Below are 16,899 nucleotides of genomic sequence, written 5' to 3' on the forward strand. Positions count from 1 at the left end.
TTTCACGAGACTTAGACCTATCTTGACCTTTATTTTTTTAAAAACCGAAAGATATCGATGGATACCATTCAATCCCTGGAACTATTTAAAGTACCGCCAAGATGGCTTTTCCTTAAAATCACTACCAAAGAAGGTCTGGTCGGGTGGGGCGAGCCAATTGTGGAAGGAAAAGCTGATACCGTGGGTGCAGCCGTGAAAGAATTTGAACCTTATCTCATTGGAAAAGACCCTTCAGCCATAGAAGACATTTTTCAGATGCTTTACCGGGGGAGCTTTTACAGGGGCGGACCGATCCTTATGAGTGCTATTTCCGGGATAGAGCAAGCCCTTTGGGATATCAAAGGTAAGCGTCTTGGGGTGCCTGTTTATGACCTGATGGGAGGTGCGGTTCGTGATAAAATGCGTGTCTATTCCTGGGTAGGGGGCGACGAACCAGATGAGGTGGTTGCTGAGATCCAAAAACGTTTGGATGCTGGTTTTACCCATATCAAGATGAATGCTGTTCCAAAAGTCGATTGGCTTGAAAGTCCCAAAAGGGTAGGGGAGATCGTTAGTGTTGTAGAAAAGATCCGTGAAGTTCTGGGGTGGGAATTGGGTATAGGACTGGATTTTCATGGGCGAGTTAGAAAAGCGTTAGCAAAGCAGTTGATCAAGGAGTTTGAGGCATTTAAGCCTATGTTTTTTGAAGAACCGCTACTGGCAGAAAACCTGGATGACCTTCATGTTTTGTCATCTCTTACCAGTATCCCAATAGCTACCGGTGAAAGGATGTACGGTCGGTGGGGATTTAAAAAGATCTTAGAATCCGGCTATGTAGATATTCTCCAGCCAGACCTGAGTCATTGTGGTGGAATTTGGGAAGCACGTAAAATTGCAGCTATGGCTGAAGCCTACGATGTAGCGATAGCTCCACACTGTCCGCTCGGACCGATCGGGTTTGCCGCCTCATTGCACATGGATTTTTGCACACCCAATGCATTGATCCAGGAATGCAGCGTAGGGATCCACTATCACGCCGGTAGTAATGACCTTCTCGATTATATGAAAAACCCGGAGGTCTTTGAAGTTGTGGAGGGCTACATTCACCGGAATGACCTTCCCGGCCTGGGGGTGGACATTGATGAGGAGAAAGTTCGTGAAGTTGCAAAAAAAGGACACGACTGGCATAATCCTATCTGGAGAAACAATGACGGAAGTATAACAGAATGGTAGAAGGGAGCTCCGCATACATGATCAGTTGTGATTGGGGAACTTCTTCTTTGCGACTCTATCTGGTAGACCGGGTGAGTTACAAAGTGATCCACGCAATTTCATCAACAGAAGGGGTCAAAACGGTGAATAAGGTCAACCAGTCTTTGGGAAAGGAGAGTTCTACGGTATTTAAGAATGTATTAACCGGGCAAATTGAAAAGCTCTCTGCCAAAAGTAATCTTGACCTGGCCGGAGTGCCTCTCATGGCCTCCGGGATGGTGACATCATCCATTGGGTGGATCGAATTGCCCTATGCCTCATTGCCATTTCCCCTGAGTGGGAAAGCGGCTGTAAGTCGTTTTATACCTTCAGAGAAGGACTTTCCTCATGATACGGTACTGATTTCAGGAGTCCAGAGTACCGCACCAGACATCATGCGTGGAGAAGAGTGCCAAATGATAGGGCTATTGGATCAAATCGATACAATTGATGGATGGTATGTCTTTCCAGGCACCCACTCCAAGCATTTACTTTTAAAAAACCGGGAAATAACCGATTTTAAGACTTTTATGACCGGAGAACTATTTGGTTTGATGGCTGATCAGAGTATTTTGCAAAACACCTTAAAATCGAGTTCAACCTTTGATGAAGCTGCTTTTTTAAAGGGAGTAGAGCAGGGGGTTACTGATAACCTGCTGAATTCCTTTTTCAAGATCAGAGCAGAATCGGTGCATCACAAGGAAAAGCGTTCCAGGGACCTTTTGAGCGGGATGCTGATCGGTTATGAGTTGAGTGCACTCAGGTCTTTGAAAGAAGCAGTGACCTTGTGTGCTTCTTCAGCATTCAAAGAGCGATATGAGGCGGCATTGAATTATCTAAGACCAAATTCAGAAGATCGGATTCTCGATTTACAGCTGATGGACCAGGCTATTCCTCTTGGACATTTACAATTATTGAAACACCTAAAAACCTAACTATAATCATGGATCAGACACTTTATCTGCTACTTGTAACTTTTTTAGCTATTCTGCTTTTGCTTTTGCTGGTAATTCGGCTAAAACTTCACGCGTTTATTTCATTGCTTTTGGTTAGTGCTTTTGTCGGGCTGGGGGCCGGTATGTCTTTTCAGGAATTACTGAAGGGTATTCAGGAGGGAATGGGAAGCATATTGGGATACATTGCTATTGTTGTTGGTGTAGGGTCCATTTTAGGAAAGTTGCTGGAAGTTTCCGGGGGAACGGAGACCCTGGCCGGGCGGATTGTGAAGACCTTTGGTGAAAAGCGATCTCCCTGGGCACTAGCGATCACAGGATTTATCATTGCCATTCCCGTATTCCTGGAAGTAGGGTTCATTATTTTGGTCCCTATCATCTATTCTTTATCCAAAAAGTCGGGGTTATCTACTTTGCACTATGCGATCCCTTTGCTTGCCGGTCTGGCTGTAACGCATGCATTTATTCCTCCTACACCCGGACCCGTGGCTGTATCGGAGATCCTGAATGTGCCATTGGGGTGGGTTATTCTTGTAGGAGCTATAACCGGAATTCCCGCTGCTATAATCGCTGGACCGATCTTCGGAAAATACATTGCTAAAAAAATCCACCTCACCGTTCCTGAATATATTGAGTGGGAGGAGGGAAAACAGAAACCCGGATCGAAAGGTGATTTTGGAATGGTTCTGTTTGTTATCTTCTTTCCATTGTTTTTGATCCTGATATCTACGTTTTTGGAGGCTTCCGTAAAAGCAGGGGCGATAGATGGAGAACTCTTCTTGGTCCGGTTGCTTCAGTTTATCGGTCATCCGTTTAGCGCATTGACCATTGCTACACTGATAGCCGGATACTTCCTGGGTGTGAGAAAAGGGTTTTCAGGGAAAGAACTGCTTAATTTTTCCGATAAAGCATTGGCTCCGGCGGGATTGGTGATACTTGTTACGGGTGCAGGAGGGGTTTTTAAACAAATACTGATCAGCAGCGGAGTGGGAGAAGCGCTGGCTCAAACCCTATTGGCTTACCAGATAATACCATTGGTTTTGGCTTTTATTATTGCTTGTGTTATCAGGATCACTCAGGGGAGCGCTACGGTGGCTATGATCACTGCTGCGGGTATGATGGCCCCGGTTATAGGTGAATTGGGGCTTTCGGATCCACATAAGGCGCTTATCGTCATTTCCATAGCGGCCGGTTCCACAATCTTGTCTCATGTAAATGATAGCGGGTTCTGGCTGGTCAATAAATACCTGGGGATGACTGAAAAACAAACATTGCGTTCATGGACGGTGATGGAAACTATCATCGCTTTCACCGGCTTTGGGATGGCCCTGCTGCTTAGTTTATTTATTGTTTAGCAGCGCAAAAGTTTCCTTCACCTGGTTTTGGATTTCAGAAAACCGGTTTTCCCGGATCTTTTCCTGATCACACAACCAGGAGCCCCCTACAGCAATGACATTCCCAAGGGGAAGGTAATCAAGCATATTGTGCTGATCGATTCCTCCCATAGGAATAAACCGAATGGCTGTGTGGCCATAAGGACCACTAAGGGCTTTAAGGTATTTAGTACCACCCAGCAGATTGATTGGGAAAAGCTTTTGGATATGACAGCCCTTTTCAAATGCCATCTCTATTTCAGAAGGGGTCATCACTCCGGGGATGAAGGGTAATTTTAGCTTCTGAGCAGCTTCAACTATGTGAGGGTTAAATCCTGGTGACAGCCCAAAGTGCGCTCCTGCTTTTGCTGCAGCTTCAGCTTGTTCAGGAGTTAAAATAGTACCTGCTCCAATGATCATATCGGGGACTTCTGACCGAATAGTCTTGATCGCTTCGGCAGCAGCAGATGTGCGAAAGGTGATTTCCATCAGGTTCAGGTCACTTTGTGAATAGGCCTGTGCCAGTTTTACCGCATGGTCAGCGTTTTCGATGGTGACTGCCGGCAGAATAGGGTTTTGTAAGAAAAAGTCTAAGTCCTTCATCACGGTTTTTAAAAAGACATTGTTAATCCCACTAAAAAAGTTCTGGCACTAAAATAGTTGTTTCGTCGGTCAATACCTGGCGAAAGCACATCCGGTGGAGCTGGATAACGGAATGCACCATTGTCAATAGGTCCAAGATCCTGTACGACAGGATCAGGATCCAATCCGGTGTAATTTGTTAAAGTAAAAGCATTTTGGACGGTAAAATTCAATCTTATTTTTTGGAAGGCTCGACCTTCATCCACGTTGAAACTGTATCCAATGGTGGCGTTATCCAGCGAGAGAAAGCTGGCATTCTCAACATAAAGGGAGCTGAAATATGATACTGCTAATCCTTCTACAGCTTTATCCGTTATCACCCGGTTGTAGGAATTGATTGCTCCGGGGTCAACAGGCTCGTAAAAAACCCTGAACATATTGACCAAACTGTGTCCAAAAGCCCCTCTGAAAAACAAATTCAGGTTCCATCTCTTGTAGGATATCACATTATGCCATCCCGCTTCCAGGTCAGGAGATGCATTGCCGAGCTCCTTAGTATCACTGTTTGATGCAAGTGATGACCCGTAATATGGGTTAAGTTCCCCATCGCCATTCACATCTTCAAAAACCGGATATCCATCCTGATCAACCTCTCCGGTAAATACCGGTCCCCAGAACTGACCGATCTCTTCCCCCTCTGCAATTCGTATCATCCGTCCTGATCCCTGTCCTGGAGCGCCCAGATTAGCCCTCAGATCTTCATCTACTGTAAATCGCTCAAGAGTGGTCTTATATGAGCTTAAAATGAGACTGGAAGACCAGTTAAACGCTCCGAATTGGAGATTATCATAATGCAATGTCAATTCCATCCCCCTGGTTTGAAGCGCGCCGCTATTATCATAGAAAGATTCGGGATAATCCGGTCCGGAAAGAAACAATATAATATCTTCTATTCTGCGTTGATAAACATCCAATGAACCGTTGAATTTCTTTCGGATACTGAAGTCTACCCCCATATTGAACTCTTTTTTTACTTCATGACCCAGATCCGGGTTTCCCTGATGATCCAGCGTGATCGTTCCTCCATTATCAAAGATGTACGCGTAGCGTGGTTGGGACAAACCGGAACTTATTGGCAATCCACCGGTGAGACCATAACCTACTCTAAATTTTAGTAAGTCTAAATTTCCGGTATTTAAGAACCGATCAAGGCTAACTCCTGCGCCAATTGCCGGGAATAACCCCCACTGATTTTCTCTACCCAATTTGGAAGAACCCTCACTGCGCAGGGAAGCATTCAGAAAAATGCTTTCATTAATCATCAAATTCACTCTCCCGAAAAAGCCAATAACCTGGTTCTTTGGAGAGGTACTGCTATTGAGTCCCACATTATTAGCTATACCGGATATCCTGTCTGCGGCGTTGCCCAGATCACGATACCCTAGCTCGTCATTAGGGAAATCCCCGATTTCAATGGAGATGTCTTCAAATTCGTCTTGCTGGAATGAGTAACCTCCTGTAAAATCCATAGCGAGACTACCGGTGGAGTGAGAATAGTAAGCATAAGTTTCCAGTAACCTGAATTGACTCTCAGCAACATATCTTCTGGCCAGGCCGCCCCGGTTAAAGCCCCTGAAAAAAGATTGCCGGGAATAGTATTCAGCATTTAATTCATTTCTGTTTTGCTGACCATAGTTTGCGGTGATGGCCAGCTTGTCGGTTATCTTATACGTTATTTGTGTGTTGAAATTGAGGAGTTTTCGCTTACCGGTGTTGGTGTTCAATTCAGTAAGCGCTACCGGGTTGAAATTGTCAAACACGATTGCCTGATAATAATCACCGTTTTCAAACCTGATAGGAGCTGTTGGGTTGGACACTATGGCGTACCTCAAACCTTCGTAAAATGAAAAGTTGCTCTTGTTTTCAGTCAATGAAAGGTTAAATGAAACTTTCAATCGGTCATTGAAGGCGTATTGCTGCAGTCCTGCTCTTACATTGACTCTTTCAAGATCCGAATTACTGAGAACTCCGTTTATGTCTCTGAAATTGACTGATGCCCTGTAAAGGGTGTTTTCACTGCCGCCACTAATGGAAAGGTGATGGACATTCGAGATAGCCGTCCGGGTCACTTCTTTTTGCCAATCTGTTTCAGTACCAAGGTCATTGCCACCTGCCGCAAGATATTCGACCCTGTCCATGCCGGGCATGTATCTTGCTACCTCAGCAGTTGCTGCATACCCTTTATAATCTACATGAACTCCTGAATTCCTTTCCCCTTGTTTGGTGGTGATAAGGACAACACCATGTGATGCTCTGATGCCATATATGGCTGCCGCTGATCCATCTTTTAAGACTTGTATACTTGCAATATCATTTGGATCCACGTTCTCTAAAGAGGCATTTATTACTCCGTCTATTACAATTAATGGGTTCACACCTTTGCCGAGGGTGGTGAGCCCACGTATACGTAGCACGGCTGAGCTGTTTGGGTCATCTCCTTTATTGTAAATCCCAAAACCAGCAACTTTTCCCTGCCAAAGCATATTGGGATCATTTATATTTCCTCGATTGAAGTCCTCGTGGGATAGTGATGCGGTTGCTGAGGTAATTTGATCCTTGCGGATAGTCCCATATCCCTGTTCAGGAAGGTTAATAGGGGTGTTTACTTCTTCTTTCAGTGCGATGGTAATGTTATTTCTCCCATCTATGGGAATGACCTGCTTTTTATATCCCCGGGTTTCAATTTCAAGGGAGGTTGTTCCTGTGGGCACTGCTATGGAAAACATTCCGCTTCTATCTGCAAGTACTTTTGCAGATCCGTCTTCCGTATGGATATTTGCACCGGTAATTGGCTGGTTGGTGAGTGAATCGATTACCTGTCCATTTACTATTGACCAACCTTCTTGTGCTACGGCGACATTCGTTAATATTGATAAGAGAAAAAGAGCTATCAGACCTGGATGATAAATGCTCTTTTGGTTGGGGTGGATCATAATAAGTTTTTAGGTTAAGAGTAAGCAATTTTTAAAGTCAAAAACATATAAAAATTAAAATTAATTTAGTGGATTTCAGTATGTTAACCCAGTTTTTCTAGTGAAACGGGTTTTTTTAATGTAACTTTTTTTACTTCCTGATACGATGCACCTTCCAAAAGCTTTTCCCAAGAACAGCAAATTCAAAAACCTTAAGATCTTCCGGAAAGATCCGCTTAGCTATATGCAGCAGAGTGTTCAGCAGCAAGGCTCTCCGGTAGATCTGAACCTACCTATGGGTGATTTTGTGATCCTGAATGATCCGGATCAGTTTGCAGAGGTGTTTACCAACGAACGTGAGTACTATCGAAAAAGCCGTGGGTATAAAGAAATTGCCCTGGTGCTGGGGAATGGGCTGCTGACGGCTGAAGGAGAGGAATGGCACCAACAGCGTAAGGCTTTACAACCTTCTTTTCATCAAAATGAGCTACGCAAGTTATTGCCTGCGGTGTGGAAGACCGGTGAGCAATACCTTCAAAGCCTTGGTAAGCAGACTACTTTACATCTTGATGCCGAAATGAGTGGGCTCACAATGACCATTTTGCTCAATTCATTGATAAAATATCAGGATGAGGAGCTGGTTTCCAAAATGAGCGAGCATATTCTCTTTGGCCAGGATTTTATTGTTGACAGGATTCGGTCTCCCTTTAAATGGCCGGTATGGGTGCCAACAAAAACCAACCGGCAGTACCACAAGATGATGCAGGACGCCAATGATATCATTCAGTCCTGCGTGGATAATAGAAAGGCGGAAGAGGAAAACGTGGAAGACTTGTTGTCAGTTTTGATGATGCATTATGATCCGGATGAAGGGTTCATTGAAATCCGAAATCAGCTGCTTACTTTCCTGGTGGCTGGGCATGAGACTTCTGCAATTGCTATGACGTGGACTCTGCATTTACTGGCTCATCATCCGGAGATTCAGGATCGGTTATACAAAGAGATCCAATCAATAGATCGTCTGGAAGATATCGATCAAATGAACTTTAAAGGCTTGGAATATACTCAACAGGTTATAAAAGAATCTTTGCGCTTCTATCCGCCCATTTGGAATATTGTTCGGCAGGCGGTGAAAGATCATGAGGTTGGGAAGCATTTTATCCCTGCAGGAAAACAACTCATGCTTAATATTTACTTACTGCATCACAACCCTGAACTATGGGAAAACCCTGAAATGTTTGATCCGGAACGTTTTTCGAAAGGGAATAATACCCTGAAACATAAAATGCAATACCTTCCATTTGGTGGCGGAGGACGTTTTTGTATTGGAAATAACTTTGCCTTATATGAAATCATGATCCTGTTGATCCAATTCATAAAGAAATATGAAGTCCGACCGAAATCAGCCAGGAACATTCCGTTTAATCCTTTGTTGACCTTGCGTCCGAAAACGCCTGTGGAGGTGGAGCTTAAGAGCAGGTCATAAAATTGCTTACTGAAATCAGGTCAAACAAATGTGTGATCTGTTTGTGTACAAAAGCAGTAAAAATCAAGCTTTTCAAACTCAAAATATGCTTCACAACGTATAATAAGCTTATCTGACTTATTATCAGATGCTTTTGCTTGTACTTCTGGTAAATAATTTGTTTTTTAGTAGATGAATCCGCCGCTGAGTAGTGGTCTTTTGGCAGTCCAAATTAACCACTGATTATTTTGAATAACCTAAATATCCGCAAGACACACATGGGCCAGGGGGCCTGTGCGAGTTTTAGATCATCTTTTAAAGGACCACTTATCATTTTGTGGGCATTACTGGCGCAGGCGTCTTTTGCTCAGCCCGCAGGGTATAATTATGGTAAACTAATCACTATAGATGCCACAGAAGTATCAGGGACGAGTTCGTTGACTGATTTTCCCGTCGTGGTGCGGTTTATGGGCGCTGACGCGGATGCGGACCTTCAAACGACAACCAACGGAGGTCATATTGAAAATGCCAATGGGTATGACATCATCTTCACTGCTGACCAGGCTGGTACCACAGTTCTGGACCACCAGATCGAGTATTTTGATGGTACTACCGGAGAATATGTTGCCTGGGTGCGTATCCCGACCCTAAGTAACTCAGCAGATACAGAATTCTATATGTACTACGGGAATTGTGCAGTTTCAGCTGATCCCTCGACCACCAACGTCTGGAATGCTGACTATGATGCGGTTTATTTCCTTCACGATGATTTTAACGATTACACCGCTAATGGAAATAATGGAACAAATACTGGTAGTACAGATGCATCACCAGCACTGATTGGTGACGGGCAGACTTTTGGAGTCACTGATTATGTAGAGATCCCCACTTCCTCCATATCATTGGCCCAGGGGACTGTATCCATATGGGCTTATTCAGATGGTTTCGGCGGGGTACAATATATATATGGTCATACTTCAGATCCCAATGGATGGGTCGACCGGTTGCAACTTTATGTGGATGATGGAATTGGAGGTCTTGACCTGGGGATGGGTAACAACCATAACCTTCAACAGGGAATCGTTACATTAAATACTGGCGAGTGGTATCATATTGCTTTAACATGGGATGGATCTGATTGCTATGTTTATGTTAATGGCGTTTTGGAACATACTGAAGGATACAACAATTTTGGCACTCTGGAAACTTACATGGATATAGGGAATGACGGACGCCTTAATAATGCAAGAGATGAAGGCTGGGGCGGAGATTTGGACCATGCCCGCCTTTCTAATGAAGTTTTTTCAGCAGAATGGATCCAAACGGAATACAACAATCAACGTGAAAGCTCTACTTTTCTGAGCGTGAGCAGTGAATTGTCTTCAAGAACTTTTTACTCTTTCGCTTCAGGAGACTGGGATGATAATGTTTCCTGGTCATTTACTTCGGATGGATCAAGCGGAGCTGTGGGAGCCGGGATCTGGCCAGGTCGCAATGACAATGTAGTGATTCAAAACACCCATACCATTACCATCAATGCTACTGATGACAACAATTCTTGTGGTATTTCTGCCGATGACCTGGGGCGAGCCAATGTTGGAAATGGAGCTGATCCATTTATAGGTTCCGGTGTGGCGAACTTCTATCATACCGGAGATATTCTGATATCAAACGGAGGCACTTTAAATGCCTCCCAACCAGTGATGGTTGAAGGGTATACCTATATAGAGGATGGAGGAGCTTTCAGTACCACTACTGATTTTATTAACCTGGGATATCTTGAAATGTCCTCTACAGCTTCCTTTGACACAGATGATGACCTAATCCTTACGGGCAATAGCGTCACCGTCATGAACAACACCTCCGGTGGTGCGGATGACCTTTACATTGAGTGGACGGATGCTACCTTGTGTGGTGATGGTAACTACAACGTTGGAAATGGAGGTGGAACTCCTACCATTCAATATTTCAATGGAGCTACGGACGCACAGATCTGTGCAGCTTTTACGGTGACATGCGCCTCAACATGTACCGGAGTTCCAGCAAGTGGTACGGGTACTTTTATTTCCGGAAATACAGGCCTTGGAGGTGTTGGGGACTCTGATAATCTTCAGTTATGGTTGAGAGCTGATGATCTTAGCCTGACTGATGGATCTTCATTAACGAGCTGGTCTGATGCATCAGGAAACAGCCTCACGGCCAATGCAGATGGAGGTGCGGGTACTGAGCCTACCTTTAATGCCAATACGGTAAATACGAGCTTGCCTTCCATTAGCTTCGATGGGGGAGATTACCTCAACCTTGGTCAGCCTGTCGGTCTGGACTTTGTACCAGGTACGGATAGCTGGTCTTTCTTTATAGTCTACAATGTCCCAACACCGTCAGCACAAGGTACTTTTTTTGCAAAAGCAGACGCAGTAAATGGTGACCGAACCTACCAGTATACGATAGATGATACCGGAGCCCCTGATTCATATTTCACTTCATTTATAGGGGGTAGTTTTCAAGATGGATCTGTTACCGCAAACACTGGAAACTGGGTGGTTTCTTCCCATAGTAACAATACCGCTGATCGAAGCTCCTGGACCAATGAAGGTGCGGATATTACTGGTGTCGCAATAGGTACAAATACGACTGGCGCGGTGGATGTATTAATTGGAGCTCGTAGACAAACAGCTCCATCTACAGGAGCCGGTTTCCTACTCACCGGAAGTATAGCGGAGATAGCCATGTACGACGGGGAAATGACCGAAGCACAGCGCATTATCATTACAAACTATCTGGCAGCGAAGTATGCTATTTCGCTTACGGCGAATGATGTGTATACAGAGGATGATAACGGTTTTGATTTTGAGGTCATAGGTATAGGACAAGCTTCTGACGGCACCAATCACCTGGACAGCCGCGGACCGGGTGTAGCGCGAATATGGAATCCTTCAGATCCGGACAATGGGGAGTACCTGATGGTCGGTCATGACAATACGGCGATCACTGCAGTTACCTCTGATCCCGGAGAGGTAGACGGTACGGTTATACAGCAGCGGCTCAGCCGGATATGGGCAGTCAGTGAAGCAGGAGATCTAGGTGCAATATCCGTTTCCATAGATTTTAGCGGTGTGGGTGGGAATCCGTTGGGGTCTAACCTTCGTCTGCTGATCGACCGGGATGGGGACTTTTCCACCAATGATGTTACTCCGATTGAGGGGTCTGTTTCCAATGATATAGCCGTGTTTTCCAATGTGGATTTTCAGGATGGGGATCAGTTTACGTTGGGCAATACGGATGTTTCCCAGCCATTGCCCATTGAGTTGACGGCTTTTTCTGCCAGGCCAGCCGGACAGCAGATAGTCATAGAATGGAAGACGGCTTCAGAAACAAACAATGATTACTTTACCATTGAGCGTTCATGGGATGGTGTAAGCTGGCGTGAGCTGGAAGAGGTACCCGGTGCGGGAAACAGCAAACAAACGCTGTCTTATAAGCGATTTGATGGTCATCCACTGGTTGGCGGTTCTTATTACCGGTTGAAACAAACCGATTTTGACGGACAGTTTTCATATTCAGATATTGTGTTCGTCTGGTTTGATCAGGGGGTGAGAAATTTTGAGGTTTCCCCTAATCCGTCTCAGGGACAATTTTATGTGGAGGCTGATGTGGATCTGAATGCTACCAGTGCGATTTTATACACTTTAGCCGGGCGTGTGGTTCACGGACGAGTAAAGCTCGAAGGCCCCCGGCTCTTGATGGTAGACTTGTCGGGTGAGCCCAGAGGCATTTACCTGCTGAAAGTGGCGGTTGGCGATCAGACCCTTTCCGTTTCCAGGCTTAATAAGGAGTAATTCATACGCCTTACAGCAAAAAACCATTCTTTTCCGTGATGGGTTCAGGAATGTTTTCATCATCTATCATCTCCCTGAGGTCTATTTCTATCCCTCTGGAAATGTTGGTAATGGGTACATCATTGTAGGTGCCTTCAAAAGGATTTTCCGAATAGTCCCCGATCTTTTCCATAAGAAAGAATACCCAGATGACGAGGGCAGAAAGAAAGGGACATGCCCAATAAAACCAGCCGTTGATATCCTGGAATACATCAAGCATGCCAAACGGCACAAAAAAGCTGAAAACCATGGTCATCCATAATGCTGTAGATGCATACTGCCTGGGAAACGGAAAGTTTTTGATGCGCTCAGACTTGCCTTGGTTGTCATAAAACTCGCCAATGAGATGGTGGAATTCCATATGACGAAAATCTTCAAAGTACTCCTCGTCCCTGAGCTGCTGCAACCGTATGGATTGAATTTTGAGAATCTGTGTGGCTTTATTCGTTACTTTTTCCAGTCCATTAAGCTCTGCCTTAGAAAGAAACACGCTCAGCTCTCCCTCCAGTTGGTTATTGTAGTCCTCACAGACAGTAGGGGCGTACAGCCTGTTGAGTCGCTCATCCGTATGCTCCCAGGGTCTGCTGAGACGCAGCTGATGCCGCAATGCCGTAAGCCAAGCCAAGTGTCGGTAGATCAGCTCCCGTTGGACGGCTTTGTCATCTGATCCTTTCACAAAAGCCACTACTGCATTCCCAAATGTACGGCTGCTGTTCACAATGCCTCCCCAGATCTTTCGGGCTTCCCAGGTTCTGTCATACGAGCTGTTGTTTTTAAACCCCAGGTAGAATGCCACCGCAATACCGATGATGGTTATTCCACTCCAGGGGATGGATACCTGCTTATCAAAATAAAAGGAAAGGAAGCAAATTGCACCGCTGTAGATCAGTCCCAGGATAAAGGGTTTTTTGGACCAGTTAATGGTCATCCAGAAGCCATAGTTGCGTTTTACGTACATGTTTTTTTGGGGGTAGAAATTAAATGGTAGGTTATAATGTGGATAATTGATCTTATTCGTCTTTCACACATCGTACTGAAAGTCCAGCAGGAGAAAAATAGGAGCTTGACACTATGGCATTACTAGATTCAGATTCAATTCGGAGTGAATAGCCGTCTGGGTTTCCATCGGTACACCACCATGATCCTTTTTCACCCAAAGAATGAAAAGCTCCATTACCATCATCTCTTACTCCACCTGGGAATGCTGAAAAATCGTAAATATCTGTTCCATTTCCATCGTTACTCCACCCTGATTTAGATTTAAGAACCTTTCCATCATTTCCTTCATATCCATTTGAAGAAATAAATTCAAATAATTCTTCAATCTCAGAAACAGTAGGCAAATGCCAACCAGTTGGACAAACTCCCTGGATTGGGTTAGATGCAGGGTACTCTACTCCTGAACCTCTCCTTGCAGCAAAGCCTGAGTACAATACTCCATATCCACTGTTTTGATCATTATCATAATATGAGTACCTGAATCGTGAACTGTTGTAAGGATCTGCTATCCATTCGGAATTATTTACCACCAGTTCAAGAGGGGTTCCATCCGAGAAGCTAGTTACTTTAAGGTTCTCAGCCATCCAAACCTTATTATCTATGCCTATGGTTTGATAGGTATTGCCATCATAGTCTGTTAACGTACCTGATAACCCTGTTAGCTTAGTCTCGAATTGAATGTTTTGGCTGGTTGTTAAACCTAATTCATTTTCTGCAACAATCCTGAAGTAATATGTTTTTCCGGGTTCCAATACTTCAATAGTTGTATTTACGTAATTGTTAGAGTCAACCTCGATTGATCCGCTATAAATCACCGTATTCTCAAACTCTGTTGTCTCTCCATATTCAAAAATTATTGAGGTGTTCAGATGGTTAGGATGAACGTACCCTGACAACAACGCTTCTGATCCGGTAATTTTGTCAACCTGAAGTGAAGTAATAGTAGGACTTGAGCCAAGTGTTTGGAACGTGAATTCATTGCTTTCAGACAAACCTTCAGAGTTTTCTGCTACCACTTTAAAGTAATATTTGGTGCCAGGGGATAACTCATTAGGATTAATACTCACCTGTTGACTAGTATGTCCATTAACAGGGCTTTCTTCAGCTTCCATAACTGTTCCAAATGTATTGGTTAAACCGTATTCAAAATGAACTGATGTAGATGCATTATTTGGTTGTACTTCAGCAGTCAAAATAACACTGTGTGTTTGTATTTCTCCAAATTCCACGGTTGAGATAGTGGGAGGTTGGGGATTGTTTTCCAGGAAATTGGTTACCCAAAACTCAAAATTTGGAATACTCCCAACAATACCTAAGTCTTCTAAACGATTAATGAGATTCTCTCTGATTGACTCCAAGTCAAGTGACATAGCAGTATTCCGTATTTCAAATAAAATAGTAGTATTGTCGAGGTGTCCGTCTTCACTAATATCATTGGAGATGTTTGAAAGTAGCTCTGTCAATTCACCAACACTTTTATTTCCTTGAATTATTATTGAAATGGCAAGGAGTATGGCATTTCCTTCATCCGATGAAGTGATATTCAATGATTCAGAATTTAAAATCTCTTCGCTTTGGAAACCAAAAATGGAAAGGATGTTTGATTGAGCTTCAGTTTTAGCACTTACAAAATCCATTCCGGTATTTTTTAGTAGATAGTCAATACGTTGCTTTTCAAGATGGGTTAGGATATTTACGTTTACGCTGCTTGAGTCATTAAGATCTGATAATGCGAAAAGGTTTAACGTACCGTCCGAAATTTTCCCCTGCACTTCGTTGTAGTAGTAACCACTCGCTGATAATTCCACAAAACCTGCGGATAATTCCACATTGTCAATGGTAAATAATCCTTGATCATTGCTGATTTGAGTACTAAATATCTTTCCGGTCTGTTCCAGATTGTCATTCAGTTCAGACAAAAATATTTGAGTACCATTTATAAAAGGGCCTTTCTGTACAAAGCCTGTTACTTGTTCATGAAATAAATCCCCATCTTCAGGTTCCGTTCCGCAACTGAAGAGGAACACTGAGAATAGAGTTGAAAGAGGATACAAAAATTTACGAATCATTTGAAAAAGTTGAATCTTTAAAAGTAACGACTAATGTAATTAATTCATTTTGTAAAGTTACCTACCAAAGTTATTCATAATCCACTCGGCTCTTGCCGACTGAGCCTTTTTTTAGCCTGCTGAAAGGCAGGTTTATGGGGCGATGGGGGTTATAGAAAAACTTATCAAACCCATACTCCCTTACTGCTTAATCGCAACTTGACAGAGTAGGAATATTCTTCCTTAAGTATAATTTAATCTTCGAAATATTATAGCGTTAAGTGAAAAATACCTAGAAATGGGGATTGGATTAATCGGGTATACTGATGATCTTTAAGAATAAACATTAAACGCCTAACCGTAAAAGATATGTCTGAAAACCAGTATGCCATATTATCGATTTCCCTGAAAGGATTTGAAGCGCCCGACACTTCATCACAGGTAGAGGGTCGGATTGCTCCTGGCAGGTATCGGGTTATTGAGTATAAAAAAAATTACCCTACCGAAGAAACTGATTACGCACATTTGGAAGTACCTGCACTTGGAGATGAAGAAACGTGGATTTGTACACGATGGAAGGATCATGAGTATGCCACCATTGAGACAAAGGTTATTGCTTCGTTGCCAGGTCCGGATTTCAGGGACGACCCAATGGCTATTGATGAGCAAACGTTGGTAGATCTTTTGCCAGCATTTTACCCTTTTACCTATGATTTAGACAGAGCCAGATATCCTTTTGAGATCAGTGGATTCAGAACACCTGTAATGCCACCCAGTACCAATAATTGTTGCACCTTCGTAGAAGGCCTCGTGGCAAAAGCCTGGGAGAATGCTTTGGATTACCAGTGGAGCAGGGAAAAACATGGGCAGATGATGATCTTTTCCCGTGATGATTATTTCTCTCCGGTTACCTGTTTATTGGAATCGTCTATTGCCGCACCAGTCGAGAATGATGATGATGCTCCACCACCATGGACGGTCATTCAGGGCTGGCGAAAGCAATGGAATGGAGGCCATACTTTCATAATCGTCGGCCATCATTGCAATACAGACAAGGTACTTACCCTTGAATCCAATTCAGCTTACAGGCTAAATGGTGTTGGATATCGAATGATCGGAAATATTAAAGATCATCCTGAACCCCCGGACAACTGGTGGGAAATAGATGGATTGTGGACCTGGGAGCGAATTAAGTCCGTGTATCAGTACAGAAAACAAGGTCAATTGAAGGTTAAAAAACCTCAGTGGTCAAAGCTGTAACTATAACTACTGTTAAGTTGCAGAATTAAACTACATTAAAATGTGTCGCAAATAGTTGATTGTCAGTTTGTTGTTTCTATTTACCCTGACAAAAATTTCTTTGAAGAGGAATTTTTCGTCTTGGTTGATTATTTGTGCC

10 protein-coding genes are annotated in these 16,899 nt (G+C 43.7%); 6 read left to right on the plus strand and 4 right to left on the minus strand.

Annotated features, from left to right (window positions below; all coding sequences use genetic code 11):
• Window positions 1-57 precede the first annotated feature (57 nt).
• From dgoD to AC3E9V_RS11940, 3 genes are read left to right on the plus strand one after another with little or no spacing between them, the layout of a single operon-like run.
• Window positions 58-1,212, plus strand: coding sequence for a galactonate dehydratase (gene dgoD, locus AC3E9V_RS11930; RefSeq protein WP_488753429.1), 1,155 nt, complete (start codon window positions 58-60; stop codon window positions 1,210-1,212).
• Window positions 1,206-2,165: a 2-dehydro-3-deoxygalactonokinase gene (locus AC3E9V_RS11935; RefSeq protein WP_488753430.1), complete on the plus strand. Its 960-nt coding sequence runs from the start codon at window positions 1,206-1,208 to the stop codon at window positions 2,163-2,165. Before dgoD ends, AC3E9V_RS11935 begins: the two co-directional genes overlap by 7 nt.
• 8 nt (window positions 2,166-2,173) lie before the next feature.
• On the plus strand, window positions 2,174-3,538 hold the full coding sequence (locus AC3E9V_RS11940) for a GntP family permease (RefSeq protein ID WP_488753431.1): 1,365 nt from the start codon (window positions 2,174-2,176) through the stop codon (window positions 3,536-3,538).
• On the opposite strand, the gene AC3E9V_RS11945 is transcribed toward AC3E9V_RS11940, so the two are convergent.
• The gene (locus tag AC3E9V_RS11945; RefSeq protein ID WP_488753432.1) at window positions 3,524-4,159 is read right to left on the minus strand and encodes a bifunctional 4-hydroxy-2-oxoglutarate aldolase/2-dehydro-3-deoxy-phosphogluconate aldolase; all 636 of its coding nucleotides are present in this window, start codon (window positions 4,157-4,159) and stop codon (window positions 3,524-3,526) included. The two genes, AC3E9V_RS11940 and AC3E9V_RS11945, sit on opposite strands and share 15 nt — an antisense overlap.
• Window positions 4,160-4,167: 8 nt before the next feature.
• On the minus strand, window positions 4,168-7,131 hold the full coding sequence (locus tag AC3E9V_RS11950; protein WP_488753433.1) for a SusC/RagA family TonB-linked outer membrane protein: 2,964 nt from the start codon (window positions 7,129-7,131) through the stop codon (window positions 4,168-4,170).
• A 145-nt stretch (window positions 7,132-7,276) separates the two neighbouring features.
• Between AC3E9V_RS11950 and AC3E9V_RS11955 the strand changes: the two genes are divergently transcribed.
• Together AC3E9V_RS11955 and AC3E9V_RS11960 are read left to right on the plus strand one after the other, a co-directional pair.
• Window positions 7,277-8,596, plus strand: coding sequence for a cytochrome P450 (locus tag AC3E9V_RS11955; protein ID WP_488753434.1), 1,320 nt, complete (start codon window positions 7,277-7,279; stop codon window positions 8,594-8,596).
• Window positions 8,597-8,823: 227 nt separating this feature from the next.
• Complete coding sequence (locus AC3E9V_RS11960) at window positions 8,824-12,414, plus strand: DUF2341 domain-containing protein (RefSeq protein WP_488753435.1); 3,591 nt, start codon at window positions 8,824-8,826, stop codon at window positions 12,412-12,414.
• A gap of 10 nt (window positions 12,415-12,424) precedes the next feature.
• Here the strand turns inward: AC3E9V_RS11960 and AC3E9V_RS11965 are convergent, their stop codons facing one another.
• Both AC3E9V_RS11965 and AC3E9V_RS11970 read right to left on the minus strand, forming a co-directional pair.
• Window positions 12,425-13,411: a bestrophin family protein gene (locus AC3E9V_RS11965; RefSeq protein ID WP_488753436.1), complete on the minus strand. Its 987-nt coding sequence runs from the start codon at window positions 13,409-13,411 to the stop codon at window positions 12,425-12,427.
• A gap of 52 nt (window positions 13,412-13,463) precedes the next feature.
• On the minus strand, window positions 13,464-15,521 hold the full coding sequence (locus AC3E9V_RS11970) for an FISUMP domain-containing protein (protein ID WP_488753437.1): 2,058 nt from the start codon (window positions 15,519-15,521) through the stop codon (window positions 13,464-13,466).
• Window positions 15,522-15,869: 348 nt separating this feature from the next.
• Here AC3E9V_RS11970 and AC3E9V_RS11975 point away from each other — a divergent pair, with 348 nt between their 5' ends.
• The gene (locus AC3E9V_RS11975; protein ID WP_488753438.1) at window positions 15,870-16,760 is read left to right on the plus strand and encodes a hypothetical protein; all 891 of its coding nucleotides are present in this window, start codon (window positions 15,870-15,872) and stop codon (window positions 16,758-16,760) included.
• The last annotated feature ends 139 nt before the right edge of the window (window positions 16,761-16,899 follow it).

Source organism: Marinoscillum sp. HNIBRBA16962, assembly GCF_057801515.1.

Excerpts from the sequence above, each read along its gene's own strand:
- dgoD (WP_488753429.1), top strand. The coding sequence starts at position 58 with ATGGATACCATTCAATCCCTGGAACTATTTAAAGTACCGCCAAGATGG.
- AC3E9V_RS11935 (WP_488753430.1), top strand. The coding sequence starts at position 1,206 with ATGGTAGAAGGGAGCTCCGCATACATGATCAGTTGTGATTGGGGAACT.
- AC3E9V_RS11940 (WP_488753431.1), top strand. The coding sequence starts at position 2,174 with ATGGATCAGACACTTTATCTGCTACTTGTAACTTTTTTAGCTATTCTG.
- AC3E9V_RS11945 (WP_488753432.1), bottom strand. The coding sequence starts at position 4,159 with ATGAAGGACTTAGACTTTTTCTTACAAAACCCTATTCTGCCGGCAGTC.
- AC3E9V_RS11950 (WP_488753433.1), bottom strand. The coding sequence starts at position 7,131 with ATGATCCACCCCAACCAAAAGAGCATTTATCATCCAGGTCTGATAGCT.
- AC3E9V_RS11955 (WP_488753434.1), top strand. The coding sequence starts at position 7,277 with ATGCACCTTCCAAAAGCTTTTCCCAAGAACAGCAAATTCAAAAACCTT.
- AC3E9V_RS11965 (WP_488753436.1), bottom strand. The coding sequence starts at position 13,411 with ATGTACGTAAAACGCAACTATGGCTTCTGGATGACCATTAACTGGTCC.
- AC3E9V_RS11970 (WP_488753437.1), bottom strand. The coding sequence starts at position 15,521 with ATGATTCGTAAATTTTTGTATCCTCTTTCAACTCTATTCTCAGTGTTC.
- AC3E9V_RS11975 (WP_488753438.1), top strand. The coding sequence starts at position 15,870 with ATGTCTGAAAACCAGTATGCCATATTATCGATTTCCCTGAAAGGATTT.